The organism is Streptomyces sp. YIM 121038 (assembly GCF_006088715.1).
In the GTDB taxonomy this organism is placed as follows: domain Bacteria; phylum Actinomycetota; class Actinomycetes; order Streptomycetales; family Streptomycetaceae; genus Streptomyces.
In genome coordinates, this window is record NZ_CP030771.1 from 1,854,786 (window position 1) to 1,880,708 (window position 25,923).

General features: G+C 73.2%; 18 protein-coding genes. 10 read left to right on the forward strand and 8 right to left on the reverse strand.

The window, feature by feature from the left end; translation table 11 throughout:
• Positions 1-176: 176 nt before the first annotated feature.
• Positions 177-2,567 carry a glycoside hydrolase family 31 protein gene (locus C9F11_RS07325; RefSeq protein WP_138958478.1) on the forward strand — a complete coding sequence of 797 codons (2,391 nt, stop codon included), beginning with the start codon at positions 177-179 and terminating at the stop codon, positions 2,565-2,567.
• 43 nt (positions 2,568-2,610) lie between these two features.
• Here the strand turns inward: C9F11_RS07325 and C9F11_RS07330 are convergent, their stop codons facing one another.
• The gene (locus tag C9F11_RS07330) at positions 2,611-3,144 is read right to left on the reverse strand and encodes an NUDIX domain-containing protein (protein WP_138958479.1); all 534 of its coding nucleotides are present in this window, start codon (positions 3,142-3,144) and stop codon (positions 2,611-2,613) included.
• Positions 3,145-3,215: 71 nt separating this feature from the next.
• On the opposite strand from C9F11_RS07330, the gene C9F11_RS07335 reads away from it, so the two are divergent.
• The 5 genes from C9F11_RS07335 (at position 3,216) to glpK (ending at position 8,573) form a co-directional block, all read left to right on the forward strand.
• A complete protein-coding gene (locus C9F11_RS07335) occupies positions 3,216-4,019 on the forward strand; it encodes a M15 family metallopeptidase (protein WP_138958480.1) in 804 nt (267 codons plus the stop codon).
• Between the two features lie 84 nt (positions 4,020-4,103).
• Positions 4,104-4,529 carry a zinc ribbon domain-containing protein gene (locus C9F11_RS07340; RefSeq protein ID WP_138966203.1) on the forward strand — a complete coding sequence of 142 codons (426 nt, stop codon included), beginning with the start codon at positions 4,104-4,106 and terminating at the stop codon, positions 4,527-4,529.
• Complete coding sequence (locus C9F11_RS07345) at positions 4,526-5,716, forward strand: lipid-transfer protein (RefSeq protein ID WP_138958481.1); 1,191 nt, start codon at positions 4,526-4,528, stop codon at positions 5,714-5,716. Before C9F11_RS07340 ends, C9F11_RS07345 begins: the two co-directional genes overlap by 4 nt.
• A 489-nt stretch (positions 5,717-6,205) precedes the next feature.
• Positions 6,206-6,961 carry an MIP/aquaporin family protein gene (locus tag C9F11_RS07350; RefSeq protein ID WP_138958482.1) on the forward strand — a complete coding sequence of 252 codons (756 nt, stop codon included), beginning with the start codon at positions 6,206-6,208 and terminating at the stop codon, positions 6,959-6,961.
• A 76-nt stretch (positions 6,962-7,037) separates the two neighbouring features.
• Positions 7,038-8,573, forward strand: a complete 1,536-nt coding sequence (gene glpK / locus C9F11_RS07355) for a glycerol kinase GlpK (RefSeq protein WP_138958483.1) — start codon at positions 7,038-7,040, stop codon at positions 8,571-8,573.
• 153 nt (positions 8,574-8,726) lie between these two features.
• Here the strand turns inward: glpK and C9F11_RS07360 are convergent, their stop codons facing one another.
• From C9F11_RS07360 to C9F11_RS07380, 5 genes are read right to left on the reverse strand one after another with little or no spacing between them, the layout of a single operon-like run.
• Positions 8,727-9,332, reverse strand: a complete 606-nt coding sequence (locus tag C9F11_RS07360; RefSeq protein WP_138958484.1) for an ATP/GTP-binding protein — start codon at positions 9,330-9,332, stop codon at positions 8,727-8,729.
• Positions 9,333-9,349: 17 nt separating this feature from the next.
• Positions 9,350-13,087 (reverse strand): hydantoinase B/oxoprolinase family protein, encoded by a 3,738-nt coding sequence (locus tag C9F11_RS07365; protein WP_138958485.1) that lies wholly within the window; start codon positions 13,085-13,087, stop codon positions 9,350-9,352.
• A 25-nt stretch (positions 13,088-13,112) separates the two neighbouring features.
• Entirely contained in the window at positions 13,113-13,520 is a 408-nt protein-coding gene (locus tag C9F11_RS07370) for a DUF742 domain-containing protein (RefSeq protein WP_138958486.1), read from the reverse strand.
• Between the two features lie 9 nt (positions 13,521-13,529).
• Complete coding sequence (locus tag C9F11_RS07375) at positions 13,530-13,970, reverse strand: roadblock/LC7 domain-containing protein (protein ID WP_138958487.1); 441 nt, start codon at positions 13,968-13,970, stop codon at positions 13,530-13,532.
• On the reverse strand, positions 13,967-16,984 hold the full coding sequence (locus C9F11_RS07380) for a nitrate- and nitrite sensing domain-containing protein (protein ID WP_138958488.1): 3,018 nt from the start codon (positions 16,982-16,984) through the stop codon (positions 13,967-13,969). The genes C9F11_RS07375 and C9F11_RS07380 overlap by 4 nt, the downstream gene beginning before the upstream one ends.
• A 714-nt stretch (positions 16,985-17,698) precedes the next feature.
• Here C9F11_RS07380 and C9F11_RS07385 point away from each other — a divergent pair.
• Positions 17,699-18,304, forward strand: a complete 606-nt coding sequence (locus tag C9F11_RS07385; protein ID WP_138966205.1) for a hypothetical protein — start codon at positions 17,699-17,701, stop codon at positions 18,302-18,304.
• Positions 18,305-18,452: 148 nt separating this feature from the next.
• Here the strand turns inward: C9F11_RS07385 and C9F11_RS07390 are convergent, their stop codons facing one another.
• Positions 18,453-19,769: an FAD-dependent oxidoreductase gene (locus tag C9F11_RS07390; protein WP_138958489.1), complete on the reverse strand. Its 1,317-nt coding sequence runs from the start codon at positions 19,767-19,769 to the stop codon at positions 18,453-18,455.
• On the reverse strand, positions 19,766-20,122 hold the full coding sequence (locus C9F11_RS07395; protein WP_138958490.1) for a bifunctional 3-phenylpropionate/cinnamic acid dioxygenase ferredoxin subunit: 357 nt from the start codon (positions 20,120-20,122) through the stop codon (positions 19,766-19,768). Before C9F11_RS07395 ends, C9F11_RS07390 begins: the two co-directional genes overlap by 4 nt.
• An 808-nt stretch (positions 20,123-20,930) precedes the next feature.
• Here C9F11_RS07395 and C9F11_RS07400 point away from each other — a divergent pair.
• The 3 genes from C9F11_RS07400 (at position 20,931) to C9F11_RS07410 (ending at position 25,893) form a co-directional block, all read left to right on the forward strand.
• Positions 20,931-21,674: an IclR family transcriptional regulator gene (locus tag C9F11_RS07400; RefSeq protein WP_138966207.1), complete on the forward strand. Its 744-nt coding sequence runs from the start codon at positions 20,931-20,933 to the stop codon at positions 21,672-21,674.
• 509 nt (positions 21,675-22,183) lie between these two features.
• On the forward strand, positions 22,184-23,269 hold the full coding sequence (locus C9F11_RS07405) for an S-(hydroxymethyl)mycothiol dehydrogenase (protein ID WP_138958491.1): 1,086 nt from the start codon (positions 22,184-22,186) through the stop codon (positions 23,267-23,269).
• 131 nt (positions 23,270-23,400) lie between these two features.
• On the forward strand, positions 23,401-25,893 hold the full coding sequence (locus C9F11_RS07410; protein ID WP_249402148.1) for an FAD-dependent oxidoreductase: 2,493 nt from the start codon (positions 23,401-23,403) through the stop codon (positions 25,891-25,893).
• Positions 25,894-25,923: the final 30 nt, after the last annotated feature.

Sequence of the window (25,923 nt, forward strand, 5' to 3'; positions counted from 1 at the left end):
CGTGCGCACGGGCTCGGTGTGCGCGTGACACGGCTGACAGGACGATGCCACGTGATCGACTTCCGCACCAGGGTCTGCCGCGCCGGAGGCGGCCGGGCGACGGCGTACCGGACCCTTGAGTGAACGGCAGTTGAACGCGGTGCACCCGCTCCTCGTTCGGTGGCAGGGTGAGCAGCATGAACGGTCGTGACCTGGTGCGTTCGGTGAAGGCGGTCGGCATGTCCGACCCGGCCCGCAGGGTGCGCGAGGTGCGCTCCGCATGGCGTCGGCGGCGGGCCGACGCGGCCGGTCTTGCCCCCCGGGGTGCCGAGCGGGCCCGGACGCCGGGGCCCGTGACGATGGTGGAGCCGGGGCCCGGCGGTGGTGTGGTGCGGTTCGCGCGGTCCGAGCTGCGGGTGCGGGTGGCTGCGGGCGGGGCCGTGTTCTGGGGCTGGGACGGGGCCGAGCCGTCGCCGTCGTACGCGCTGGTGGGAGGCAGTCCGGAGGCGGATCCCAGGGCGGTTCTGGAGCCCGACAAGGAGGGCGGCTGGCGGGTGGTGTCGGAGCGGGCGACGGTGGTCGTCTCGCGCCACGGGGCGGTGGAGCTGCGGACGCCCGGTGGTGTGGTGCTGCGGCGTGACCTGCCGCCGCGCTGGTGGGAGCCGGTGGACGGCGGGACGGCTCGCTGGGTGCAGCGGTCGGAGGTGGCGGCGGACGCGCGGTTCTTCGGGCTCGGCGGGAGGGCCGCGGGGCCACGGCTGCGGAATGGCACATACCGCTTGTGGAACACCGATCCGGGCGGTTCGTTCGAGCCCGGTGACGATCCTCTGTACATCACGATGCCGGTGCAGCTGGTGGTCGCCGACGTGGGCACACATCTGGTGTTCCACGACAACAGCTGGGACGGCGAGGTGCGGCTGCGCGAGGGCCTGGAGGGTGCCGGTTCCGGTCACGACCGGCCGGGGTCGTGCGAGGTGCGGATGGACGGGGGGCCGCTGCGCTGCTGGGCGATGGTGGGGACTCCCGCGCGCGTGCTGCACTCCTGGGCGTCGCTGACGGGCGCGCCCGCGGTGCCGCCCGCGTGGGCGCTGGGCCACCACCACGCGCGGTGGGGCTTCGGCAGCGAGCGTGAGGTGCGGCGGGTCGTGGCGGGGTATCAGGAGCGCGGGCTGCCGCTGGACGCCGTCCACTTGGACATCGACCACTTCGACGCGCACCAGGTGTTCACGGTCGACAAGGAGCGCTTCCCGACGCTGCCGCAGCTGGCCGGGGAGCTGCGCCGGGACGGGGTCCGTCTGGTGTCGATCGTGGACCCGGCGGTGAAGGCCGCGCCGGGCAACGCCGTGTACGACAGCGGGACGGCGGCGGACGCGTTCGTTCGCGATGCGGCGGGGCGGGTCGTACGGGGCCTCGTGTGGCCCGGGGACTCGGTGTTCCCTGACTTCACGGCGGGACGGGTGCGCAAGTGGTGGGGCGGCCTGTACGACGAGCGGCTCGCGCAGGGCTTCTCGGGCTTCTGGCACGACATGAACGAGCCGGTGTCGTTCGCGGCCTTCGGGGAGACGACGCTGCCCCGTTCGGCGCGGCACGCGCTGGAGGGCCGCGGCGGTGACCACCGGGAGGCGCACAACGTGTACGCCCTGAGCATGGCCCGGGCGGGGTACGAGGCGATGCGCGAACTGCGGCCTACGGAGCGGCCGTTTTTGTTCTCGCGCTCCGGGTGGGCGGGAATGCAGCGCTACGGAGGGACGTGGTCGGGCGACGTCGCCTCCACGTGGGCGGGGTTGCGGGCCTCGCTCGCGCTGGTGTTGGGGCTCGGGCTGTGCGGGGTGCCCTATTCGGGGCCTGATGTGGGCGGCTTCGACGGCAGCCCCTCCCCTGAGCTGTTCCTGCGGTGGTTCCAGCTCGGCGCGTATCTGCCACTGTTCCGTACGCATGCGGCGTTGCGGGCCGGTCGCAGGGAGCCCTGGGAGTTCGGCCCCGAGGTGCTGGAGCACGCGCGCGTGGCGCTCGAGGAGCGGCGTCGGCTGCTGCCGTACTTCGTCACGCTGGCGCAGTTGGCGCGGCGTACGGGGGCACCGTACGTGCGCCCTCTGTGGTGGGTCGGTCCCGAGGACAGGGCACTACGGGACTGCGAGGACGCGTTCCTGCTCGGCGACGGGCTGCTCGTGGCGCCGGTGCTTTCGGAGGGGGTCACGCAGCGGACCGTACGGCTGCCTCCGGGGCGGTGGTACGACACCGCGACCGGGATGGCGTACGAGGGGCCCGGCACGGCGATCCTGGAGGCGCCGCTGTCCCGCGTCCCGGTGCTCGCGCGGGCCGGGGCGGTGCTGCCCGTGCGCGGCGAGGACGGGCGGCTCGCCCTGGAGGTCTGGGCTCCGGCCAAGGGGCGTACCGGCGGGGGCCTGGTGATAGCCGACCCCGGAGACGGGTGGGACGAGCCGGAGCTCCAGCGCTACGGGGTGCGCTGGAGCGGGGACGAGCTGCTCGTCGAGCGGGAGGGCGAGAAGGGCGGCGGGTACCCGGTGGAGCATCCGGTGCGGATCCGGGGACTCGTGACGCCCCGGGGGACACACGGCGCCTCTTAGGGGACGTGCGGCGCCCAGGGGCCGCTCTCGCGTGCTCCGGGGCTCAGATGTAGCGCCCTTCGAACCAGGCCCGCACCACGGACGTGTGCAGCGGGAAGGCGAGTTCGGTGGGGCGGTAGAGGAGCTCCCAGCCCTCGGTCTCGTCCGTGGGGGTGGACTGGGGCAGGTCGGCCGCGGGGCGCTCCGGGAGCAGGCCGAAGAGGAGCAGGTGGCCGTCGGGGGAGCTGAGGACCTCCACGATGCGTACGTCGCGGCTCGCGGCGCCGATGCCGGTCTCTTCCTTGAGCTCCCGGGCGACGGCGTGGCGCCAGTCCTCCCGGTGGTCCACGTAGCCGCCGGGCAGCGCGGAGCCCCCGCGCGCGGGGGCGATGGAACGGGTCACGACGACCAGGGAGGTGCCCTTCGTGTCGTACACCGGCTGGAGGGCGACGGCCACGGGCAGCGGATTGCGGTAGGCCACCGTCTCGCAGTCGGCGCAGGTGCGGGGCCAGCCGGTGACGTGGTCTCCGTAGCGCGCGCCGCAGCTCGAGCAGTGGGCGTCCGGCGCGGAGTTGGTGGGGTGTTGGGATGGGGACACGCGGCGGACTGTAGCCGATCTCCGGGCGTCGGTCTTCCGTGGAGTACGGAGATGCTGATAGACGCACGGGCATGACGACATTCGCTCCCGCTCTGCGGAGACTCGCCCTTGCCGCCGTTGCCCTCTTCGCGGTGTCGGCCGCGCCCGCGCCCGCCGAGGCACGCACAGAACCGCAAGCCCCGGACGGCTTCGTGGCGTTGCGGGACGTCGACCCGACGATCATCCAGGAGATGCGCTACTTCACGCCGCACAACTTCGTGGGCCGACGGATCGACGGCTATCGGCAGCCGATGTGCGTCCTCACCGAACCGGCCGCCAAGGCCCTCCGCACGGCGCAGCGCGCACTCCTCCGGAAGGGCTACTCCCTCAAGGTGTACGACTGCTACCGGCCGCAGCGGGCCGTCGACCACTTCGTGCGCTGGGCCGAGGACCTGGGTGACGAGCGGATGAAGGCGGAGTTCTACCCCCGGGTCGACAAGTCGCGGCTCTTCGAGGACGGCTACATCGCGAAGAAGTCCGGGCACAGCCGGGGCTCGACGCTCGATCTGACGGTGGTGCGGCTTCCCGCGCTGCCCACCCGGCCGTATGTCCCCGGGGAGCCCCTGAAGCCGTGCTACGCGCCCCGGAGCGAGCGGTTTCCGGACAACTCCCTCGACATGGGCACGGGCTACGACTGCTTCGACACGCTGTCCCACACGGACGACCCGCGCGTCACCGGCGAGCAGCGCGCGCACCGGGATCTGCTGCGGAGCGCGCTGACCAAGGCCGGCTTCGTCAATCTGCCCGAGGAATGGTGGCACTTCACGTACAAGCCGGAGCTCTTCCCGGACACGTACTTCGATTTCCCGGTGTCGCGTCGTTCGCTGCCCCACTGACGCGACAGGGGCCTGCGTGTCACACTTCTGACGTCCCGTCAGATCAGTGCTCCTGGAGGGCTCATGTCGCCGAAGCGAGCGCCTGTGGTGGCGCAGTGGTTCGCCGGGGAAGGGGATTCCTTCCGACTCCTGGGGACGCGGTGCGCGCGGTGCGCCGCGGTCCACTTCCCCCGCGAGGACGGCTTCTGCCGCAATCCGGGATGTGCGGGCGACGAGCTGGTCGAGGTCGCGCTGTCGCGGCGCGGGCGGGTGTGGTCGTACACCGACGGGCGCTACCGCCCACCGGAGCCGTACCTCTCCGACCCGGAACTTCCCTGGCGGCCCTACACGTTGATCGCAGTGGAGCTCGAAGCCGAGCGCATGGTCGTGCTCGGCCAGGGGGCTCCCGGCGTGACCGTCGCCGACCTGGAGGTCGGGATGGAGGTCGAGGTCGTGCCCGGCGTGCTCCATGAGGACGCGGAGACGGCCTGGGCCACGTGGCACTGGAGTCCCGTGGGGGTGAAGGCGTGACGGGCGAGGTGGCGGTGCTCGGCGCGGGCATGCACCCCTGGGGCAAGTGGGGGCGCGGCTTCGTCACGTACGGCACGGTGGCGGCCCGCGCGGCCCTCGCGGACGCGGGCGTCGACTGGCGGGACGTGGGGTCGGTCGTCGGCGCGGACACGGTGCGCGGCGGCTATCCGGGGTACGTGGCGGGGGCGGCCTTCGCCAAGGCGCTCGGCTGGCAGGGCGCGCGCGTGGCGAGCGTGTACGCGGCGTGCGCGTCCGGGGCCCAGGCCATCGCCACGGCCCGCGCGCAGCTGCTCGCGGGGCTCGCGGACGTCGTGCTCGTCGTCGGCGCGGACGCGGCCCCCAAGGGGTTCTTCCGGCCCGCGGGCGGTGACCGGCCGGACGACCCGGACTGGCTGCGCTTCCGCGTCCTCGGCGCGACGAACCCGGCGTACTTCGCCCTGTACGCCCGCCGCCGCATGGCCGTGCACGGTGACACGCTGGAGGACTTCGCGCAGGTCAAGGTGAAGAACGCGGCCCTGGGGGCGCTGAACCCGCACGCCCGCTACCGCACGGCCGTCACCGCCGACGAAGTCGCCGCCTCCGCCGTCGTGGCGGACCCCTTGCGGCTGCTCGACATCTGCGCGACGTCCGACGGGGCGGCGGCCCTGGTGCTGTCCACGATGGAGTTCGCCCGGCGGCACGGCGCGCCCGACCCGGTGCGCATCCGCGCGGTGTCCACGGTCACGCCGACGTATCCGAACACGGTCCTGGACCTCCCGGACATCGCCACCGACTCGGCCGTCGCCGTGCCGCCCGCAGAGCGGACGTTCCGGGCCTCCGTCGCGCACGCCGCCTACGAGGAGGCGGGCGTCGGCCCGGACGACCTCTCCTTGGCCGAGGTGTACGACCTGTCGACCGCTCTGGAACTCCAGTGGTACGAGGACCTGGGGCTGTGCGGCGAGGGCGAGGGGGTCAAGCTGCTGCGCGACGGAGCGACGCGCCCCGGCGGGCGCATACCGGTGAACACCAGTGGCGGACTCGCCTCCTTCGGAGAGGCCGTTCCGGCCCAGGCGATCGCTCAAGTCTGCGAACTGACCTGGCAGTTGAGGGGCCAGGCCGGTGGCCGTCAGGTGACCGGGGCGCGGGTGGGACTCACCGCGAACCAGGGGCTCTTCGGGCACGGCTCCTCGGTGATCGCGGTGCGCTGAGCCCCGCGGACCGTGCCGCGCCGGGTATCGCGGGACCGTGGACGCCGGACGGCGCGTACCGGCGCGTCCGGCGCCACGGAGCGGGCCCTCCGGCCGGCAAGGAGCCGTTCCGCCATGCGGCACAGGACTGTTCCGCCGCGCCGCACGGGCGACCGGGCGCGGAGGAGTGTGCGCCGGTTAACCGGTGGTGTCGGCGACCTTGACGCTCCATCACGGGCGGTGAACACTTCCCGGTGTCAGTCGGCATCGCCGTTCTTCGGCTCCGTGCCGCTCAGGGCCCGTGTGCTCCCAGGCTCTGCATAGAAAGGGCCTGTTCAGCGGGTTATCCCCCCATGGGCGATGCGACTGTGACGGCACGCTCGTCTCCGGGGCGCGGGAGTCCCCTGCCACAGCGGATGCCGCTGTGCGTGAGCGGGCTGTAGTCGTGGGAAGCGCACCCTGCACGGAGGACCGGGGCTCGTCGCCCCGGGCGAGGGACTAGGAGCCGCCATGTACTCGAACGGGGACATCTTCGTCGGTGAGGTCATCGGCACCGCGATTCTGATTCTCTTCGGCGCCGGCGTATGCGCCGCCGTCACCCTCAACCACTCGAAGGCCAAGGCCTCCGGGTGGGTCGTCATCGCCTTCGGGTGGGGCTTCGGCGTCCTGGCGGGGGCCTACACCGCCGGGCCGCTGTCCGGGGGGCACCTCAACCCCGCCGTGACGATCGGCATCGCCATCGACACCGACAAGTGGGGCAAGGTCTGGATCTATCTCGCCGGGCAGATGGTCGGCGCGATGCTCGGCGCCGTCCTCGCGTACCTCACCTACCTCGCGCAGTTCAACGCCAACGTGCCGACGGGCGGCAAGGACGACCGGGCGGGCGGCGGAGGGCCCGCGCCGACGCTCGGCATCTTCTCCACCATCCCGGAGATCCGGAACCCGGTCGCCAACCTGATCACCGAGGTCATCGCGACGGTCGGGCTGGTCCTTCCCATCCTCGCCTTCGGGCTCACCAAGGGCCTCGGGGAGTCGGGCACGCAGACGCTGATCGTCGCCTTCCTGGTCGTCGGCATCGGCCTCTCGCTCGGCGGGCCCACCGGCTACGCCATCAACCCGGCCCGTGACCTCGGCCCGCGCATCGTGCACCAGTTCCTGCCGATCCCCCACAAGGGCACGTCCGACTGGAGCTACGCCTGGATTCCGGTGGCCGGTCCGCTGATCGGCGGCGCCCTCGCGGGCGTCATCTACAACGCAGCCTTCTGAGCGGCCGCCCGGGAGACCTCCAGCGCTCCCGGGCGGTCTCCCACGCGCCCCGAGCAGCTTCCGACAAGGAGGAGCCATGACGGACAGCTCCGAGAAATTCGTCGCCGCGATCGACCAGGGCACCACCTCGAGCCGCTGCATCATCTTCGACCAGGACGGCGCGATCGTCGCCGTGGACCAGCGCGAACACCGCCAGATCTTCCCCAAGCCCGGCTGGGTGGAGCACGACGCCACCGAGATCTGGTCCAAGGTGCAGGCCGTGGTGGCGGGCGCGATCGCCAAGGCCGGGCTGCGCGCCGACCAGCTCAGCGCCCTCGGCATCACCAACCAGCGGGAGACGACGGTCCTGTGGGACCGCGCCACGGGCAAGCCGGTGCACAACGCCATCGTCTGGCAGGACACCCGCACGTCGGCGCTCTGCCACGAGCTGGGCGGCACCGACGGCCAGGACCGCTTCCGCGAGCAGACCGGCCTGCCCCTGGCGAGCTACTTCTCCGGGCCCAAGGCGGCCTGGCTGCTGGACAACGTGCCGGGGCTGCGCGCGCGTGCCGAGCGGGGCGACATCGCGTTCGGCACGATCGACACCTGGCTCATCTGGAACCTCACCGGCGGCACCGACGGCGGCGTCCACGTCACGGACGTCACCAACGCCGGGCGCACGATGCTGATGAACCTGGAAACGCTCCAGTGGGACTCCTCGATCCTCTCCGCCATGAACGTGCCGGAGGCGGTCCTGCCGGAGATCAGGTCGTCCGCCGAGGTGTACGGGACGGCCGTGGGGCAGCTGGCGGGGGTGCCCGTGGCCTCCGCCCTGGGCGACCAGCAGGCGGCCGTCTTCGGGCAGGCCTGCTACGACACCGGCACGGCCAAGAACACCTACGGGACGGGCAGTTTCCTGCTCCTCAACACCGGGAACAGGCCCGTGCCGTCCAAGAGCGGGCTGCTCACCACGATGGGATACAAGATCGGCGGTGAGGCACCCGTCTACTGTCTGGAGGGGTCCATCGCGATCACCGGGGCGCTCGTGCAGTGGTTCCGGGACCAGCTCGGCATCATCCGTACGGCCGACGAGATCGAGCCGCTGGCGGCGAGCGTGGAGGACAACGGCGGCGCGTACGTCGTGCCCGCCTTCTCCGGTCTGTTCGCCCCGTACTGGCGCTCCGACGCGCGCGGCGTCATCACGGGTCTGACCAGGTACGTGACCAAGGCGCATCTGGCGCGCGCGGTCCTGGAGGCGACGAGCTGGCAGACCCGCGAGGTCGTCGACGCGATGTACCAGGACTCCGGGGTACGGATCACCACCTTGAAGGTGGACGGCGGCATGACCAAGAACAACCTGCTGATGCAGCACCAGGCGGACGTGCTGGGCGTGCCCGTGATCCGCCCTCAGATCGCCGAGACGACGTGTCTGGGGGCCGCGTACGCCGCGGGGCTCGCGACGGGCGTGTGGCACGACCTGGACGAGCTGAAGGCCCACTGGCAGCGTGACGCCGAGTGGACGCCGCGGATGGAGGCTCAGGTGCGCGACCGCGAGTACCACAACTGGCGCAAGGCCGTGGAGCGCAGCTTCGGCTGGCACGACGACGGCACCGACGGCAACGCCGGGGGCTGAGACCCCGCGCGCCGAGGCGACGGCGGCGGGCACGCGCGCGTAAGGGGGCCATCGAGGCTCACGCGCGCGCGCGTGGCGGCGGCTCGTACCCCGGTCGGCGGGGGTGCGGGCCGCTCGCGGCGCGCGGGCGGCGGGGCCCGTCGGGCTCCGGACTCAGGTGGCGACGGGCTCGCGGGCCGCGGCGCCGACCGCCATCGCGTGCTCCACCACGTCGATGAGGACCTCCTTGACGGACTCCTTCTCTCGCGCGTCGCACAGCACCACAGGGGTGCCCGGGTCGAGGTCGAGCGCCTGGCGCACCTCGTCGGCCGGGTAACGGGACGCTCCCTCGAAGCAGTTGACTCCGACGACGAAGGGTATGGAGCGGCGTTCGAAGTAGTCGACGGCGGCGAAGCAGTCCTCCAGGCGGCGGGTGTCGGCGAGCACCACGGCGCCGAGCGCGCCGGTCGCCAGCTCGTCCCACAGGAACCAGAAGCGGTCCTGGCCGGGGGTGCCGAAGAGGTACAGGACGAGGTCCTCGCGGAGCGTGATCCGGCCGAAGTCCATGGCCACGGTGGTGGTGTGCTTGCCCGGGACGCCGTTGACGTCGTCCACGGGGCGCCCGGCCTCGCTGAGCGTCTCCTCCGTGCGCAGCGGCTTGATCTCGCTGACGGCGCCGACGAGCGTCGTCTTGCCCACGCCGAAGCCGCCCGCCACCAGGATCTTCAGCGTGACCGGCTCCACGGGGGCCGTACCGCGCTCAGAACGCTTGAAGATCATTGCTCTCTTCTCCTGCATCAGTCATCAGTGGTGTCGCGTGCTTCCGTCGGGGCGGAGGGCGCCGGCGCGAGCGGCGGGCCGTACCCGCCGCCTCCGGGCGTCTCGATCACGAGGACGTCACCGGGGCCCGCCTCTGCCGTGTCGCTGCCGTCGAGCCGTACGACGGTGCCGTCGGCGCGCTCGACGCGGCCCGAGCCCAGGGCTCCGGGCGCGCCGCCCGCCATGCCGTACGGCGCCACCCTGCGGTGCTGGGACAGCGTGGAGACCGTCATGGGCTCCCGGAAGCGGATGCGGCGTACGGCGCCGTCTCCGCCGCGCCAGCGGCCGTCGCCGCCGCTGCCGTGCCGTACGGCGAACTCGTCGAGCAGGACGGGCAGCCGCCACTCCAGGACCTCGGGGTCGGTGAGGCGCGAGTTGGTCATGTGGGTCTGTACGACGGACGCCCCGGGGAAGCCGTCGCCCGCGCCGGACCCGGAGGCCACGGTCTCGTAGTACTGGTGGCGGTCGTTGCCGAAGGTGACGTTGTTCATGGTGCCGGAACCCTCGGCCTGGACGCCGAGCGCCGCGTACAGGGCGCCGGTGAGGGCCTGTGAGGTCTCCACGTTGCCCGCGACGACGGCCGCGGGCGGCTCCGGCGACAGGAACGTGCCGGATGGAACGATGATGCGCAAGGGGCGCAGACAGCCGTCGTTGAGGGGGATGTCGTCGGCCACCAGAGTGCGGAAGACGTACAGGACGGCCGCGTTGACCACGGCGAACGGCGCGTTGAAGTTGGTCGTCAGCTGGGGTGACGTTCCGGTGAAGTCGATCGTCGCCTCGCGCTGTTCGCGGTCCACGGTGACACGGACGTTGATGACGGCGCCCGAGTCGGTCTCATAAGCGAACTCGCCCTCTTCTAGGGCGTCGATGACGCGGCGTACGGAGTCCTCGGCGTTGTCCTGGACGTGCCGCATGTACGCCTGGACGACGTCGAGCCCGAAGTTGCCGATCATGCGGGTGACTTCGTCGACGCCCTTCTGGTTGGCGGCGATCTGGGCGCGCAGGTCGGCGAGGTTCGTGGCCGGGTTGCGGGAGGGGTAGCGGGTCTCGGTGAGCAGGCGCGAGGTCTCGTCCTCGCGGAAGCGGCCGCCTTCGACCAGGAGCCAGTTGTCGAAGAGGACGCCTTCCTCGTCGATGGTGCGGCTGTGCGCGGGCATGGAGCCGGGCGCGATGCCGCCGATCTCGGCGTGGTGGCCGCGCGAGGCCACGTAGAAGAGGATCCGCTCGCCCGGGGTGTCGAAGACCGGGGTGATGACGGTGACGTCGGGGAGGTGGGTGCCTCCGTGGTACGGGTCGTTCACCGCGTACGTGTCGCCGGGGCGCATGGCGGCACCTCGGCGGCGGATGACCTCCTTGACGCTGGTCCCCATGGAGCCCAAGTGCACCGGGATGTGCGGGGCGTTGGCGACGAGGCTGCCGGCCGGGTCGAACAGGGCGCAGGAGAAATCGAGCCTCTCCTTGATGTTGACCGACTGGGCGGTGGACTCCAGGCGGGCGCCCATCTGTTCGGCGATCGACATGAAGAGGTTGTTGAAGACCTCCAGGAGGACGGGGTCGGCCTCCGTGCTCGCGCGGGAACCCGCGGGCGCCGCCGCCCGTTCCATGATCAGGTGCCCGTCCTCGGTCGTCGCGGCCTGCCAGCCGTCGTCGACGACCGTGGTGGCGCCGGCCTCGGTGATGATCGCGGGGCCTGTGACAATCCGGCCGGGCGGCAGTTCCTCGCGGCGGTGCAGGGGGACGTCACGCCAGGCGCCGCCCGTGTGCAGGCGTACGGGGCGTGCGGGGGCCGTGGTGCCGGGTGCGGTGGCGCCGCCGAGCCCGGAGAGGTCCGGGGGCTCGGTGAGGCCGGTGGCCTCCACGGAGAGGGCTTCGACGACGACGGGGCGGTCCAGGGCGAAGGAGTAGTGCGCGCGATGGCGTTCTTCGAAGGTGCGGCGCATCGCATCCGGCTCGGTGAGCTCCACGGCGAGCGTGGTGTCGGTGCCGTCGTAGCGCAGGTGCGCGCGGCGCGTGACGCGGACGCGGTCGGCGGGCACGTCCTCCGCGCGCAGCTCGGCGCGGGCGGCCTCCTCCAGATCGTCGGCCGTCTTCAGGACGTGGTGCATCGCCGTGGCCTCCAGGGGCGCCTCGACGGACCGCTCGCGCATCGCTGTGGTGTCGGCGAGGCCGATGCCGAGGGCGGAGAGCACGCCCGCCATGGGAGGCACGAGGACGGTGCGGATGCCGAGCGAGTCGGCGACCATGCACGCGTGCTGCCCGCCCGCGCCGCCGAACGTCGTCAGGGCGTAGCGGGTGACGTCGTGGCCCTTCTGGACCGAGATGCGCTTGACCGCGGCCGCGATGTTGGCGACGGCGATCTGGAGGTAGCCCTCGGCAACCTGTTCCGGCGTGCGGTCGTCCCCCGTGCTCCGGGTGATCTCGCGGGCCAGCGCGGCGAACCGCTCGCGGACGCGCTCCTCGTCCAGCGGCTGGTCGCCTTCGGGGCCGAACACCTGGGGGAAGTGGGCCGCCTGGATGCGGCCGAGCGCGACGTTGGCGTCGGTGAGGGTCAGGGGGCCGCCGCCGCGGTAGCAGGCGGGGCCGGGGTCGGCGCCCGCCGAGTCGGGGCCCACGCGGTAGCGGCTGCCGTCGAAGTGGAGCACGGAGCCGCCGCCCGCGGCCACGGTGTGGATGTCGAGCATGGGGGCGCGCAGCCGCACGCCCGCGATCTGCGTGGTGAAGACGCGTTCGTACTCCCCCGCGTAGTGCGACACGTCCGTCGACGTGCCGCCCATGTCGAAGCCGATGACGCGGTCGAATCCGGCGAGCCGCGACATGCGGGCCATGCCCACGATGCCGCCCGCGGGCCCGGAGAGGATGGCGTCCTTGCCGCGGAACTGCCCGGCTTCCGCGAGTCCGCCGTTGGACTGCATGAACATCAGGCGCACGCCGCGGAGTTCGTGGGCGACGTGCTCGACGTACCGGCGCAGGACGGGCGAGAGGTAGGCGTCGACGACGGCGGTGTCGCCGCGCGGTACGAGCTTCATCAGCGGGCTGACCTCGCTGGACAGCGAGACCTGCGGGAAGCCGACGGCGCGGGCGAGCTCGCCGACCGCCTGCTCGTGGGCGGGGTACAGATGGCTGTGCAGGCACACGACGGCGACGGCGCGGATGCCGTCGTCGTAGGCCTGCCGCAGCGGTCCGTCGAGCGCCTCCAGGTCGGGGGCGCGCAGCACCTCGCCGTCGGCGGCCACCCGCTCGTCGACTTCGAGCACGCGCGCGTACAACGCTTCGGGCAGGACGATCTCGCGCGCGAAGATCTGCGGGCGGTTCTGGTACGCGATGCGCAGGGCGTCGCGGAAGCCCCGGGTGATGACGAGCGCCGTGGGCTCTCCCTTGCGCTCCAGGAGGGCGTTGGTGGCGACGGTGGTGCCCATCCGGACGGCGTCGATCGGTGCGGAGCGCGGATCGGCGGCGCGCGGGAGGTCCTGGGGGGCGTGCGGCGCGTGGCCGTCGCCCGCGCTCGCCCCCTGGGCGCCGGGTGGCTCCGGGACGCCGGTCGGCTCCGGGGCGCCCGCTCCGGCGAGGAGGTGCGCGATGCCCGCGACGGCCGCGTCCGCGTAGCGCGCGGGGTTGTCGGACAACAGCTTGTGGGTGAGGAGGCGGCCGTCCGGACGGCGCGCGACGACGTCCGTGAACGTGCCGCCCCTGTCGACCCAGAACTGCCAGCCAGTCACGTCTCAATCCCCGCTTTCGCGCTGTTCAGAGCGCCCGGAGGCCGTCGATCACGTCGCGCAGAATACTCTCGTCCGGCAGCTCGGCGGGGGGTACGGGGCGGGTGACGTGCACCAGTTCGTCGTGGACGAGGTCGCCGATCAGGACACGGATCACACCGATCGGAAGGTCGAGTTCCGCGGCGAGTTCCGCGACGGACTGAGGGCTGTCGCGGCACAGGTCGACGATGTCCACGTGCTCCGGTGACAGCGTCTGGTCGGCTTCCGTGTCATCGGCGCGGGACTCCGCGACCACGACCGCGATCAGGTCGAGGCGGTGCTGGGCCGGGCTGGTGGTGCGGCCGCGCGTCATCGCGTACGGGCGCACCACCGGACCGGCGTCGTCGTCGAACCAGCGAGGCGTCGAGGGAGGGGCCTGACCGTCGTCGTCGCTCATGCCCTCCCACTACCCTCCCGTGGGCAGGTCGGTGCGCGGCGCCGAACCCAGGTGCACGCCCACCCTCTTGACCAGCAGCGTCATCTCGTACGCCACCAGGCCGACGTCGGAGTCCGCGTCCGCGAGGACGGCGAGGCAGCTGCCGTCGCCCGCGGCCGTGACGAAGAGGAACGCGTCGTCGAGTTCGACGACGGTCTGCCTGACCTTGCCCGCCTCGAAGTGGCGCCCGACGCCCTTGGCGAGGCTGTGGAAGCCGGACGCGACGGCGGCGAGGTGCTCGCTGTCCTCCCGGGTGAGGTTCTTGGACACGCCCGTCGGCAGGCCGTCGCCGGAGAGGACGAGCGCTTTGCGGATGCTGGCGACACGCTCCACCAGGTCGTCGAGGAGCCAGTTCAGCTCTCCCGCCGCCCCGGTCGCGGTGGTGCGTGCGTCGGCCTTCGGTGCGGTCATCGACCGTCCCCCTCAGATGTCGTTCCTGGTGCTGTGCCGTCAGGGGCGCTGTCGCCCGCGGCGTTCTCTTCGCGGCCGCGCTGCCAGCCGCGCTGGAGCGAGGCCATGCGGCTGCGTACCTCGTCGGCGTCGCGCTCGTCCGGCCTTCCGGCGGCCGGGGCGGTGGTCTCGCGTTCCGTGGGGCGGCCGGGGCGGTCCTTGAGCTGCGGGGCGAGGTTCGCCTGCCGGACCCTGCGCGGCAGCCCTCCCAGAGCGGGCCTGTCCGGGTCCTGGGGCGCCGTGCGGGGCGGCGTCTCGGTGCTGCCTGCGGCCCGGTCCATGGCGCCCCTGTCCGTCCTCGCCGCCCGGTCCGCGCCGGGCGCTGTCTCCGTGCGGGTGGTGCTGCGCGGCGGATCCACCGCCGGACGCCGCCGGGGCAGCGGTCGCGGGTCCGCCTGGGGCTCGCTCCGCTCCGGGCGGGGCGGGGTCAGGTCGGGCCAGCCGTCGTCGGGGCGGGCGCGGCGCGGCAGTTCGAGGCCCGCGCGGTCGGTCGGACGGGCGTCCCGGGCGGGACCGCGTCCGGGGCTCCCGTCCGGGGCCTCGCGGCGGGACCGTACGTCGTCTCCGGCGCCGGTGGCGTCGAGGGCGTCCGTGTCGCGCGCGCGGGTCGGGCCGACGCGGCGGCCGTGCGAGGAGACCAGCTTCGGCGTGCTGCGGCGCGGCAGGGGAACCGTGGCCCCAGGGGGGCGCTCGTTGTCCAGGAGGTCGTCGCGGCGGGAGATGCCGTAGTCGACGGGGTCTCCGCCCCGGGCGGCCTCGTCGAGGACCGGTTCGCGCGCCTGCTGATGCTGCTCTCCGGGGGCATCGGTGGCACGGCGGCGGGGGCGGAACAGGCCGCCGCGCTCGCTGTCGGCATCCTCCAGGTCACCGAGTTCGCCGAGGGAGCCCGGGAAGCCCTCCAGGCTCGCCATGCCGACCGGCGCCTCCAGCTCGACCGGTCCGTCCAGGATGGACGCGGGCAGGCCGGGGAGCTGGACGGGCACCTGGGCGAGGGCCGCGGCGCGGTCGCCCGCGGGCTCACCGCCCGCGGGCGTGGCGGGCTGCGGCCGGTCGAGACGGAATCCGACGCCTCCGGTGTCGGGTACGTCGTCCGTGAGCAGGGACTCCGGGATGAAGACGACGGCGGTCGTGCCACCGTACGGGGAGGGCTGCAAGGAGACGCGGACCCGCTGGCGCTGGGCCAGACGGCTGACGACGAAGAGGCCGAGGCGGTCGGTGTCGGACAGTTCGAACTCGGGCGTCTCGGCGAGGCGGAGGTTGGCGTCGAGGAGGGCCTCGGACGCCATGCCGAGGCCCCGGTCGTGGATCTCCAGGGTGAAGCCGTTGGCCACGTGCTCCCCCAGGACCTGCACCGCGGTGTGCGGGGGCGAGAACACCGTGGCGTTCTCCAGGAGCTCGGCGAGCAGATGGGTGAGGTCGGCGACGGCGGGTCCGGTGACGGCGATCCGGGGCAGTCGGCGTACCTCGATGCGTTCGTAGTCCTCGACCTCGGCGACGGCCGCGCGGACGACGTCCATGAGCTGGACGGGCTTGCGCCACTGCCGGGAAGGCGCGGCACCGGAGAGGATCACGAGTCCTTCGGCGTGCCGCCGCATGCGGGTGGTGAGGTGGTCGAGGCGGAACAGGTCGGCCAGTTCGTCGGTGTCCTCGGTCCTGCGCTCCATGGTGTCGAGGAGCGTCAGCTGTTTGTGCAGCAGGACCTGGCTGCGGCGGGCGAGGTTGACGAACACCTCGGAGACGCCGCGGCGCAGGTCGGCCTGTTTGACGGTGGCCTCGACGGCGGCGCGCTGGAGGGTGTTCATGGCCTGGCCGACCTGGCCGATCTCGTCCTTCTCGTAGCTGAGGCGGGGGGCCTCGGTCTCCACGTCGACCTGCTCGCCCGCCGCGAGGCGCCGCAGCAGGCCGGGCAGGCGCACGCCGGACGCCTCGTGGGCCTCCAGCCGCAGTCGGCGCAGGTCGCGGATGAGGCCGCGGCCGATGCGTACGGAGAGCACGATGGAGACGACCACGGCCAGCAGACCGACCACGCCGGCGACGGCCAGCTGCACGATCACCTTGACGGCTTCGGGGCGGGCCCGGTCGCGCAGCCGGTCGATGGCCGCGTCGTTGCGCTCGGCGAGGCCGAGGAGGACCTTGTTCGCCTCCTGGTTCCAGTCGGAGGAGGTGACCGCGCGCGGGGTGCCGGGGCCGGACTCCACGAGGGACTTCTCGGCGGCGCGCAGGCGGGCGGTCTCGGTGCCGTTCCAGTAGCGCTCGTAGCGGGCGCGCTCGCCGTCGGGGAGCTGCGCGAGGCTGTTGTCGAGGAGCAGTGAGCGCTGCGCCATCAGGTCGGTGACCTGGCGGACCTCCGCCTTCGTGACGGTGCCCGTGGCCAGCGCCGAGGCGATCAAGGCGTCTTCGCGGGACAGGAGTTCACGGGCCTGGTCGACGCCGACGAGGGCGCGGCTCTGCGCGGTGATGCTGACGTCGTCCAGGGCGTTGAGCGTCGTCAGGAAGCCGTAGCAAGGGTCGGTCAGACGCGTGTACATCTTCAGCGCCTCGTCGCGGCCGATGGTGCCTTGCCCGACGGTGCGGCGCAGGGCCTGGATGCCGTCGAAGGCGTCGAGGACGGCCGTCAGGCGTTCCTCCGAGTGGCCGTCGAGGACGTCGCGGGACTTGGAGTCCTTGGCGGCGGACCTGACCTTGGCGATGAGTTCGTCCGTGGCGTCGCGGCTGCTGCGCAGCGCGGCGAGCGCGTCCGACGCCCGTGGGTCCGCCAGGTGGATGAGCGTCTGACGCCGCTCCTCCTGGACGACTTGGACGGTGTCCTGGATGGGTTTGGCCAAGTCGTCGATGATGTACGCGGTGTCGATCAGCTTGTTGGCCTCACGCCCGGTCACAAACGTGGCGAAGCCCCAGATCGCCGTGAGGGACACGAGCGGCACGAGCAGCAATGCCACGATCTTCCGGCGGATCGACTTCCCGCGAAAGCGCATGGCCTCCCCTAGATCGGGCCCCATGCAGCCGCGCGAATGGCCCAGGGGCACGCATGTGCGTCAACAAACGGCGTGAGCCTACTACTGACACACGGGCAACTCGAAGACACGTCCGGACGCTTTTCGGCCGTGACGCGAAACGGACGTCGGGAGTTGTCCGCCCATTGCGGGAGATTGCCTCCCGCCTGCGGCGCGGCCCGCGCGCCACCATCCCCCTTACGTCAGAGGCCAGTTGGCCTGAAGTGTGCGCCAACGGGAACCGATCACCCTTCCGGGTGACGTCTCGTGCGGAGCGGGAATCATCGGTGGGGCTCGTTCGTCGATCAGTACGGAAGGTGAGCACGAGGTCGAATGGATGGACGGGGCGACCGAGTGGGGCGCGCGGGGGCCGAACGCCGAGGGGCGCGGGACCGAGCGGCCATGTACGGCTTGGCGGGCGGCGTAAAGCAGCGTAAAACGGGCAGCAGCCAGAGAGTCGGACAAGAGACTCTCGGTGGCCGCGGGGCGCGGGACGGCGTGCGTGCGACACGCGTCGCGCCGCAAGGCAGCGGGGGGAGTGACGAGTTGATGAGCACGACGGAGCGCGACAAGGCATCCGAGAAGCACGCGAGCGGTGAATCGCCAGGTCTTGAGCAGCAGTTCACCGCGCGGCAGAAGGACGAGCGGGCCGTGCCGGGGCAGCCGTGGCGCGCCGAGCGCGCACGCAGACGAGAGCTGCGCCGGGCCGAGCGCGACGACGAGGCCAGAGCACAAGGTGCCGGGCCTCGGAGCTCGCAGGGGCCGAGGGCCGACCCTCGGGCCGCACCTGGACGCGCCGCCCTGGGCCAAGCCGGGCAGCGGAGAGCCGATGCCGCAGCAGCCGCCACCACGCCAAGGGGAGCCGACCGCTTGGGATACGACACATACACGGGACACGACACCTATGACGCGCGGCGGCCCCTGTGGGTCGAGGAGCCCGCGACCCGGCCGCGCCTGCCGGACCCGGTGCGCACCGCCGCCGTACGGGCCGTGATCATCGTGGCGCTGACCCTCATCCAGGCGATGACGGCGTTCTTCTGCGCGATGGCCGGGTCCTGGTTGGCCTTCCCCATGGTGCTCAGCAGCGTGGCCAGCACGGTCGCGGCCACCTGGGGCGTCCTCGACGTCTGGGTGACCCGCCAGGTGTGGAGCCAGCGCAACGGCGTGGTGTCAGCGCCCAACAGCACGGCACGCCAGCTCCGGCGCGAGCGGCGCAAGGCCCGCCGCGCGGCCCGCGCGGCCGCCCGCACCAAGGAGGGCATACGGGGGCGCGGCGCGGCGCGACAGCTGTCACACTCCTGACGGCGCGCCGCGTCTCGCTTCCCGCGCATCGTCGGCTACCGGCAAGTGGCTACGGGCTACGGGCTACGGGCTACGGGCTACGGGCTACGGGGCCCAACCCGCGCGCTGCCGGGCGGGTATCACGCGCTCCGGGCCGTGCGCGGCGCCGTCACACCGCGGCCGCGCGCCCGGCCCGTAGCTCTCTGCGGGCTCGCATGAACGCGCGCGGGCGGTCCACGGCCAGGACGGCCGTCGGGCACCCCTCGTCCTCGTACACGGCCAGGAAGCCACCGTCGCCCGGGGCGGCACCGCCCTCCCGCACACGGACCGCGGCCGAGGCGGAGCGATGGCCCGCGAACTGGATGCGGGAGCCGTACTGGTCCGACCAGAAGTACGGGAGGGAGTTCACGGTCTCCACGGTGCGGGCGGCGAGCAAGTTGCGTACGGCTACCCGAGGTTGCTCCGTGGCATTCGTCCAGTGCTCGACGCGGACACCACCGACACGGGCAGTGGCCCCGGCCCCGGCCCCGGCCCCGGCCCCGGCCCCGGCCCCGCCAACGCCGCCGACGCGGGCTACGTCACCCACAGCCACGACCTGCGGCAGCACGGTTACGCAGCCCTCGTCGCACGGGACTCCACCGCGCAACTCTCCGGCGCCGCCATCGAGCGATGTGCCCTCCAGCCACGCGGTGTTGGGCTGGGCGCCGATGCCGACGACCACCACGTCGGCGGGGAGCAGACGGCCGTCGGCGAGCTCCACCGCGGCGACCCGGGCTCCGGGGTCGGACCCGGAGGCCGTGCGCAGTGCGGGGCGCAGGCCCGCCACGCCGGTACCGGTGAGCAGGCGTGCGCCGCCCCGTCGGTGCAGGTCGGCGCAGAACGCGGCCATGTCGGCGCCCAGTTGGGGGACCAGCGGCAGCGGGGCGGCCTCCACGACGGTGACGTCGTGGCCGAGCGTCACGCACGAGGAGGCCGTCTCCGCGCCGATGAAACCGCCGCCGATCACCACGACCCGGCGGGGGCCGCGGGTCAGCGCGGTGCGCAGGGCGCGGGCGTCGTCGAGGGTGCGCAGGGTGTGGACCCCGGTGAGGGGCGGGCCCGGGAGGGGCCGGGCCCGTGCGCCGGTGGCGATGACGACGCCGTCGCCGACGACCGCGCGGCCGTCGACGAGCAGCACCGCACGGCTACCCGTGTCGAGCCCGCTCGCGGGGACGCCGAGGAGCCACTCGGCGTCCAGTTCCGCGAGTTCTTCGGCGTCGGCCAGGGCGAGGCCGGGCTCGACGGCGGTGCCGGGGCCCAGCCCGGTGGCGATGCGAGTGCCGGGTGTGGGGCCCGTGAGGAAGGTCTTGGACAAGGGCGGGCGGTCGTAGGGCGCGTGGGGCTCCGCGCCGATGACGACGACGCGGCCGTCGAAGCCCTGGGCGCGCAGCTCGCGGACCGCGTAGAGGCCGGCGAGGGAGGCGCCCACGACGATGACCGTCCTCATGCGGCGGAGCCCTCCCCCGTCGCCGCGCCCGCCTCGGCCGGGACCGAAGGGGCGCCCGTCACGTGGACGTGGACCATGCCGTCCACGACGCTCACCCGGTGGGTGCGCACGGGGCGGCGGGCGGGCAGGCAGGTCGGCTGGCCCGTCCTGAGGTCGAACGAGGCGGCGTGCAAGGGGCATTCGACCAGGCAGCCCTCCAGCCAGCCCGCGGCGAGGGAGGCGTCTTGATGGCTACAGGTGTCGTCGATGGCGTACAGCGCGCCGTCGGCGTTGAACACCGCGATGGGCGGGGTGGTGTCGAGACGGACGGATTCGCCCGCGGGGAGCTCGTCGAGGCGGCAGACGGGAATCATGGCGTCCCTCTGGATCTCTCGGTCGGATGTGGTGGAAGGCTCGGCTCGAAGCGGGGCGGTCGGGCCGGGTCGGTGCTTGGCTCGGTTCGCCGGGTCTGGTGCGGCCTCGGGCTCCCGGAGGGAGGTAGGCCTCGGGCTCCCGGAGAGAGGCGGGCCTCGGGCTCCCGGGGGTTGGGGCTTCGGGCTCCCGGATGGCTTTGGTTCCCGGCCAAGGCCTTGGCCGGGCCCAGAAGTTCTGGCTTCGCTCAGGCTCAGAGAGGTTCAGGTTTCGGTCACTGGCTCGGAGGTTCAGGCCCTGGTCGGGTCGGGGGTCCGGGCTCGGCCAGGGCGCGGGTTCCGGTTTCGGCCGGGGCGGAGCGTCAGGAGGGGTCCGGCCGGGCCCGGAGGTTCGCGTCGAGTCCGGCCAAGGTGCAGGGCCTCCGTCAGGTTGGGCAGAGGCAGGGCCCCAGGCCTCGCCTTCCGCCCGGAGCCCGGCCGCAGCGACGGCCACGACCTCGGCCCGGACGTCGGCTTCACGCCCGGCCCTGTCAGGAGGTCCCAGCCCTGTCCGGCCCCGTTTCGACTGGGGACTCTTCGGTAACATGAAGTTCCATATGACGCACCGCGTAGTGCTATGCGCAACAGAATCCGGTGGGACGCCCACGGAGTCAAGGGCTTCCCTCAGAAGCGGCTTCAACCGCCGCCGAGTGGTGAGAGTTGAGACATGACCCGCACGCCGAAAAGCCCTGACCAGACCGGTGAGCCGCACCAGGACCAGCCCGGGGCGGGCAGGTCCCGGGCGCGGCAGTCCGGGGCGGCCGCGGGCTCGGTGCAGTCCGTGGACCGGGCCGTGAGCGTCCTGGAGATCCTGGCCCGGCACGGCGAGGCCGGAGTCACCGAGATCGCCGACGAGCTGGGCGTGCACAAGTCGACGGCGTTCCGGCTGCTCGGGGTCCTGGAGAACCGGGGCCTCGTCGGTCAGGCCAAGGACCGCGGCAAGTACTTCCTCGGCGCGGGCGTGCTGCGCCTCGCGGGCGCCGCGGCCGTACGCATGGACATCTCCCAGGAGGGCGCCCCCGTCTGCCGCGCGCTGGCCGACGAGCTGGGCGAGACGGTCAACATCGCGGTCCTCGACGACGACGCCGCGGTCAACATCATGCAGGCCCGCGGCCCCGCGTCCGTGACCGCGCAGAACTGGCTCGGCCGCCGCACCCCGCTGCACGCCACCTCCAGCGGGAAGGTGCTGCTCGCCCATCTGCCGACGACGCTGCGCGAGGGCCTGGTCGCCCGTACGCTGCCGCGGCTCACCGACCACACCGTGACCGGCACGGTGGCGCTGCGCGGCGAGTTGGAGACCGTCGTCGAGCAGGGCTTCGCGACGGCCGTGGAGGAGTTCGAGGTGGGGCTCGCCGCGGTCGCCGCGCCGGTGCGGGCACACGACGGCAAGGTGATCGGGGCGCTCAGCGCGTCCGGGCCGGTGTACCGGCTGACCGAGGACCGGCTCACCGAGCTGGCCAAGCGCACGGTCGCGGCGGCCGTGGACCTGTCCCGCCGCATGGGCTACGGCCTCTGACCACAGGCCGGGACGGGACACCGCCGCCCCACCCGTCGGAGGCCTGCCGGCCCCGCCGCCACACCACCCGGAGAGGCCTGCCAGTCCCACAGCCTCGCGACCGCCCTCCCTCCCCCCCCGGGGGGGGGGAGGCCAGGCCAGCCCCGCGACGTCCCTCCCCCGGGAGGCCGGCCAGCCCCCGACCCCCTGCCGCCCGGAGGCCACCCAGCCCCGGGGCCAGTCTCCGCCGCACCGCCCGGCGCCCCCCCCAGCCCCGCTACTCCCCTCCGCCCCAACGCCCCCAGCCCGGAGGGGCGCCCGGCAACACCGCCCGGCCGCCCCTCCGTCAGGCCTCCCGCCACACCGCGCCCCGAAACCGCGCCGGCCTTTTCCCGAGCCTTCGCGTCCGCCCCTTGACGGCCCCTTGATGCCGCTCGCACGATGTTCCTGATAGCGCAACGAATCGTGGAGTACGCAACAACAGCCGCGTTTGCGCGGAGTCGCGCAACGGTCCGCAGAGGAGCCTGGCCGTGCCACACGAGGTCCGTGGCGTCGTCGCCGCGAAGAAGGGCGCACCCGTCGAGGTGCAGACGATCGTCGTGCCGGATCCCGGACCGGGAGAGGTACTCGTCTCCGTGCAGGCCTGCGGGGTCTGCCACACCGATCTGCACTACCGGGAGGGCGCGGTGGACGACGGCTTCCCTTTCCTGCTCGGGCACGAGGCCGCCGGAACGGTCGAGGCGGTCGGTGAGGGCGCCGAGGGCCTGCGCCCCGGCGACTACGTGGTCATCGCCTGGCGCGCACCGTGCGGAGCGTGCCGCTCCTGTCTACGGGGCCGCCCCTGGTACTGCTTCGACTCGCGCAACGCGGCCCAGCCCATGACGCTTCTCGACGGCACCCCGCTGACCCCCGCCCTCGGCATCGGCGCGTTCGCGCAGAAGACGCTGGTCGCGGCGGGCCAGGCCGTGAGGGTCGACCCGGCGGCGCGCCCGGAGGCGGCGGGCCTCATCGGCTGCGGTGTGATGGCCGGTTACGGGGCTGCCGTGCACACCGGCGGCGTACGCCGCGGCGACACCGTCGCCGTCATCGGCTGCGGCGGCGTGGGCTGCGCGGCGATCGCCGGGGCCGCGCTCACCGGGGCCAGACGCGTCATCGCGGTCGACGTCGACGACGCGAAGCTCGACGGCGCGACGCGGTTCGGGGCGACGGACACGGTCAACTCCCGCGGCACGGAACCGGTGGCGGCGGTGCGCGGGCTCACCCGCGGCTTCGGCGTCGACGTGGCGATCGACGCGGTGGGCATCCCTGACACCTATCGCCAGGCCTTCTACATGCGCGACCACGCGGGCACCCTCGTCCAGGTCGGCGTGCCCGACCCGGCGATGACCATCGAGCTGCCGCTGATCGACCTCTTCTCACGCGGCGGCGCGCTCAAGTCCTCCTGGTACGGCGACTGTCTGCCCACGCGGGACTTCCCGATCCTCGTCGACGAGTACGTGCGCCGCAGACTGGACCTCGGCGCCTTCGTCAGCGAACGGATCGCCCTCGACCAGGTCGAGGCGGCCTTCGACCGCATGCGGGACGGCACGGTGCTGCGCTCGGTGGTGGTCCTGTGACGGCCGCGCCGGACCGGGCCCCGAACGCCCCGCGGCAGAACACGCCGACCGCCCCCCGGCACGGCACGCCGAAGGCCACCGCCCCCACCCCACCAGACCGTCCCCACGGCTCGCGCGGCCCGCGCGTCGTCATCATCGGCGCCGGAATCGTCGGCTGCTCGCTCGCCGACGAGCTCACCGCGCGCGGCTGGAGCGACGTCACCGTCCTCGAACAGGGGCCGCTGCCCGCCCCGGGCGGCTCCACGTCGCACGCGCCCGGGCTCGTCTTCCAGACCAGCCCGTCCAAGACGCTGAGCGACTTCGCCGCCTACACCGTGCGGAAGTTCACCTCCCTGACCGTCGACGGGCTTTCCTGCTTCCACCCGGTCGGCGGCCTGGAGCTCGCCACCACGCCCGAGCGCTGGGCCGATCTGCGCCGCAAGGCCGGGCTCGCCGCGTCCTGGGGCATCCGCGCGCGGCTCGTCGGGCCCGAGCGGTGCGCCGCGCTGTGGCCGCTGCTCGACAGCGGGCAGGTCATCGGCGGGCTGCACACGCCCGACGACGGGCTCGCCCGGGCCGTGCCCGCCTGCCGCGCGCAGCTCGACCGGGCCGCCCGGCGCGGTGCCCGCTTCCTCGACCGGCACACCGTGACCGGCATCGAGCGCGCCGACGGCCGGGTCACCGGCGTGGTCACGGACCGCGGCGCCCTCCCCGCCGACCACGTGGTGTCGGCCGCGGGCTTCTGGGGCCCTGTGATCGGACGGATGGCGGGCGTCGACGTGCCGCTGCTGCCGCTCGCCCACCAGTACGCGAAGACGCGCCCGCTGCCCGAGCTCGCGGGCGTCAACGACCCGCGCACGGAGGCCTCCCGGCCCATCCTCCGGTTCCAGGACAGGGACCTGTACTTCCGCGAGCACACCGACCGCATCGGCATCGGCTCGTACGCCCACCGGCCGCTGCTCGTCGATCCGTTCACGGTCGACTCGTACGGGGAGGCCGCCGGGCGGCGCGGGCGTACCGTGCCCGTGATGCCGTCGGTGCTCCCCTTCACCGAGGAGGACTTCGCACCGAGCTGGCAGGACTGCTGCGGTCTGCTGCCCGCGCTCAAGGAGTCGGCGGTCGACGAGGGCTTCAACGGCGTCTTCTCCTTCACTCCGGACGGCATGCCCCTGCTCGGCCCGTCCCCGGCGCTGCGCGGCTTCTGGCTCGCCGAGGCCGTGTGGGTCACGCACTCGGCGGGCGTCGCCAAGGCGGTCGCCGAGTGGATGGTCGACGGCAGGCCCTCGACGGACGTCCACGACTGCGACCTGACGCGCTTCGAGGACGCGCAGCGCTCCCCCGCGTACGTCGCGCGGCGCGGCGCCCAGCAGTTCGTCGAGGTCTACGACGTGATCCACCCGCAGCAGCCGATCGACCAGCCACGGCCGCTGCGCGTCAGCCCCTTCTACGCCCGCCAGCTCGAACTGGGGGCGGTGTTCCTGGAGGGCGGCGGCTGGGAGCGCCCGCACTGGTACGAGGCGAACGCGCCGCTCACCGCGGGCCTGGAACTGCCCGCGCGGGACGCCTGGTCCGCCCGCCACTGGTCACCGGTCGCCGCCGCCGAGGCACGGGCGACACGCGAACGGGTCGCGCTGTACGACATGACGCCGCTGCGCCGCCTGGAGGTCACGGGGCCCGGCGCCCTGGCCTTCCTGCAGCGCATGACCACCAACAACCTTCACAAGAAGCCCGGTTCGGTCACCTACACCCTCCTTCTCGACGAGGCGGGCGGCATCCGCTCCGACCTGACCGTGGCACGGCTCGCCCCCGACCACTTCCAAGTCGGCGCCAACTCCCCCGCCGATCTCACCTGGCTACTGTGGCACGCGCCGGGCGACGTCCACATCAGGGAGATCACCCAGGGGACGTGCTGCGTCGGCGTCTGGGGTCCGCGCGCCCGCGCGCTGGTGCAGCCGCTCACCCGCGACGACTTCTCGCACCGGGCCTTCGGCTACTTCAAGGCCCGGCGGACGCACATCGGCGACGTCCCGGTGACGGCCCTGCGCCTGAGCTACGTCGGGGAGCTCGGCTGGGAGCTGTACACCACCGCCGACCTGGGCCTGCGCCTGTGGGACACGCTGTGGGAAGCGGGCCGGGACCTCGGCGTCGTCGCGGCCGGGCGGTCCGCCTTCACCAGCCTGCGCCTGGAGAAGGGCTACCGCGCCTGGGGCCAGGACATGACCACCGAGCACGACCCCTACGAGGCCGGGCTCGGCTTCGCCGTACGCCAGGACAAGGGCGACTTCGTCGGCCGCGCGGCCCTGCGACGGCGCGCCCCCGACCCCACCGCCGCCCCCGCCCCCGGCACCAGCACCAGCACCAGCACCAGCACCAGCACCAGCACCCGAAGGCTGACCCCCCTACTCCTCGACGACCCGGCCGCAGTCGTCCTCGGCAAGGAGCCCGTGTACGTCCAGGCGGCCCCGGCCGGATACGTCACCAGCGCCGCGTACGGCTACACGCTGGGCCGCTGCGTCGCCTACGCCTGGCTGCCGCCGCTGCCCGCCCGAACCCCCGTCCACATCGAGTACTTCGGCGAGCGCCTGCCCGCGACGGTCGCCGACGAACCCCTCTTCGACCCCGAGATGACCCGGATCCGCTGCTAGCGGTCCGCGCCGTCCCCGAGCCTGCCCGCA

Excerpts from the sequence above, each read along its gene's own strand:
- C9F11_RS07325 (WP_138958478.1), top strand. The coding sequence starts at position 177 with ATGAACGGTCGTGACCTGGTGCGTTCGGTGAAGGCGGTCGGCATGTCC.
- C9F11_RS07335 (WP_138958480.1), top strand. The coding sequence starts at position 3,216 with ATGACGACATTCGCTCCCGCTCTGCGGAGACTCGCCCTTGCCGCCGTT.
- C9F11_RS07350 (WP_138958482.1), top strand. The coding sequence starts at position 6,206 with ATGTACTCGAACGGGGACATCTTCGTCGGTGAGGTCATCGGCACCGCG.
- glpK (WP_138958483.1), top strand. The coding sequence starts at position 7,038 with ATGACGGACAGCTCCGAGAAATTCGTCGCCGCGATCGACCAGGGCACC.
- C9F11_RS07360 (WP_138958484.1), bottom strand. The coding sequence starts at position 9,332 with ATGATCTTCAAGCGTTCTGAGCGCGGTACGGCCCCCGTGGAGCCGGTC.
- C9F11_RS07370 (WP_138958486.1), bottom strand. The coding sequence starts at position 13,520 with ATGAGCGACGACGACGGTCAGGCCCCTCCCTCGACGCCTCGCTGGTTC.
- C9F11_RS07375 (WP_138958487.1), bottom strand. The coding sequence starts at position 13,970 with ATGACCGCACCGAAGGCCGACGCACGCACCACCGCGACCGGGGCGGCG.
- C9F11_RS07380 (WP_138958488.1), bottom strand. The coding sequence starts at position 16,984 with ATGCGCTTTCGCGGGAAGTCGATCCGCCGGAAGATCGTGGCATTGCTG.
- C9F11_RS07390 (WP_138958489.1), bottom strand. The coding sequence starts at position 19,769 with ATGAGGACGGTCATCGTCGTGGGCGCCTCCCTCGCCGGCCTCTACGCG.
- C9F11_RS07395 (WP_138958490.1), bottom strand. The coding sequence starts at position 20,122 with ATGATTCCCGTCTGCCGCCTCGACGAGCTCCCCGCGGGCGAATCCGTC.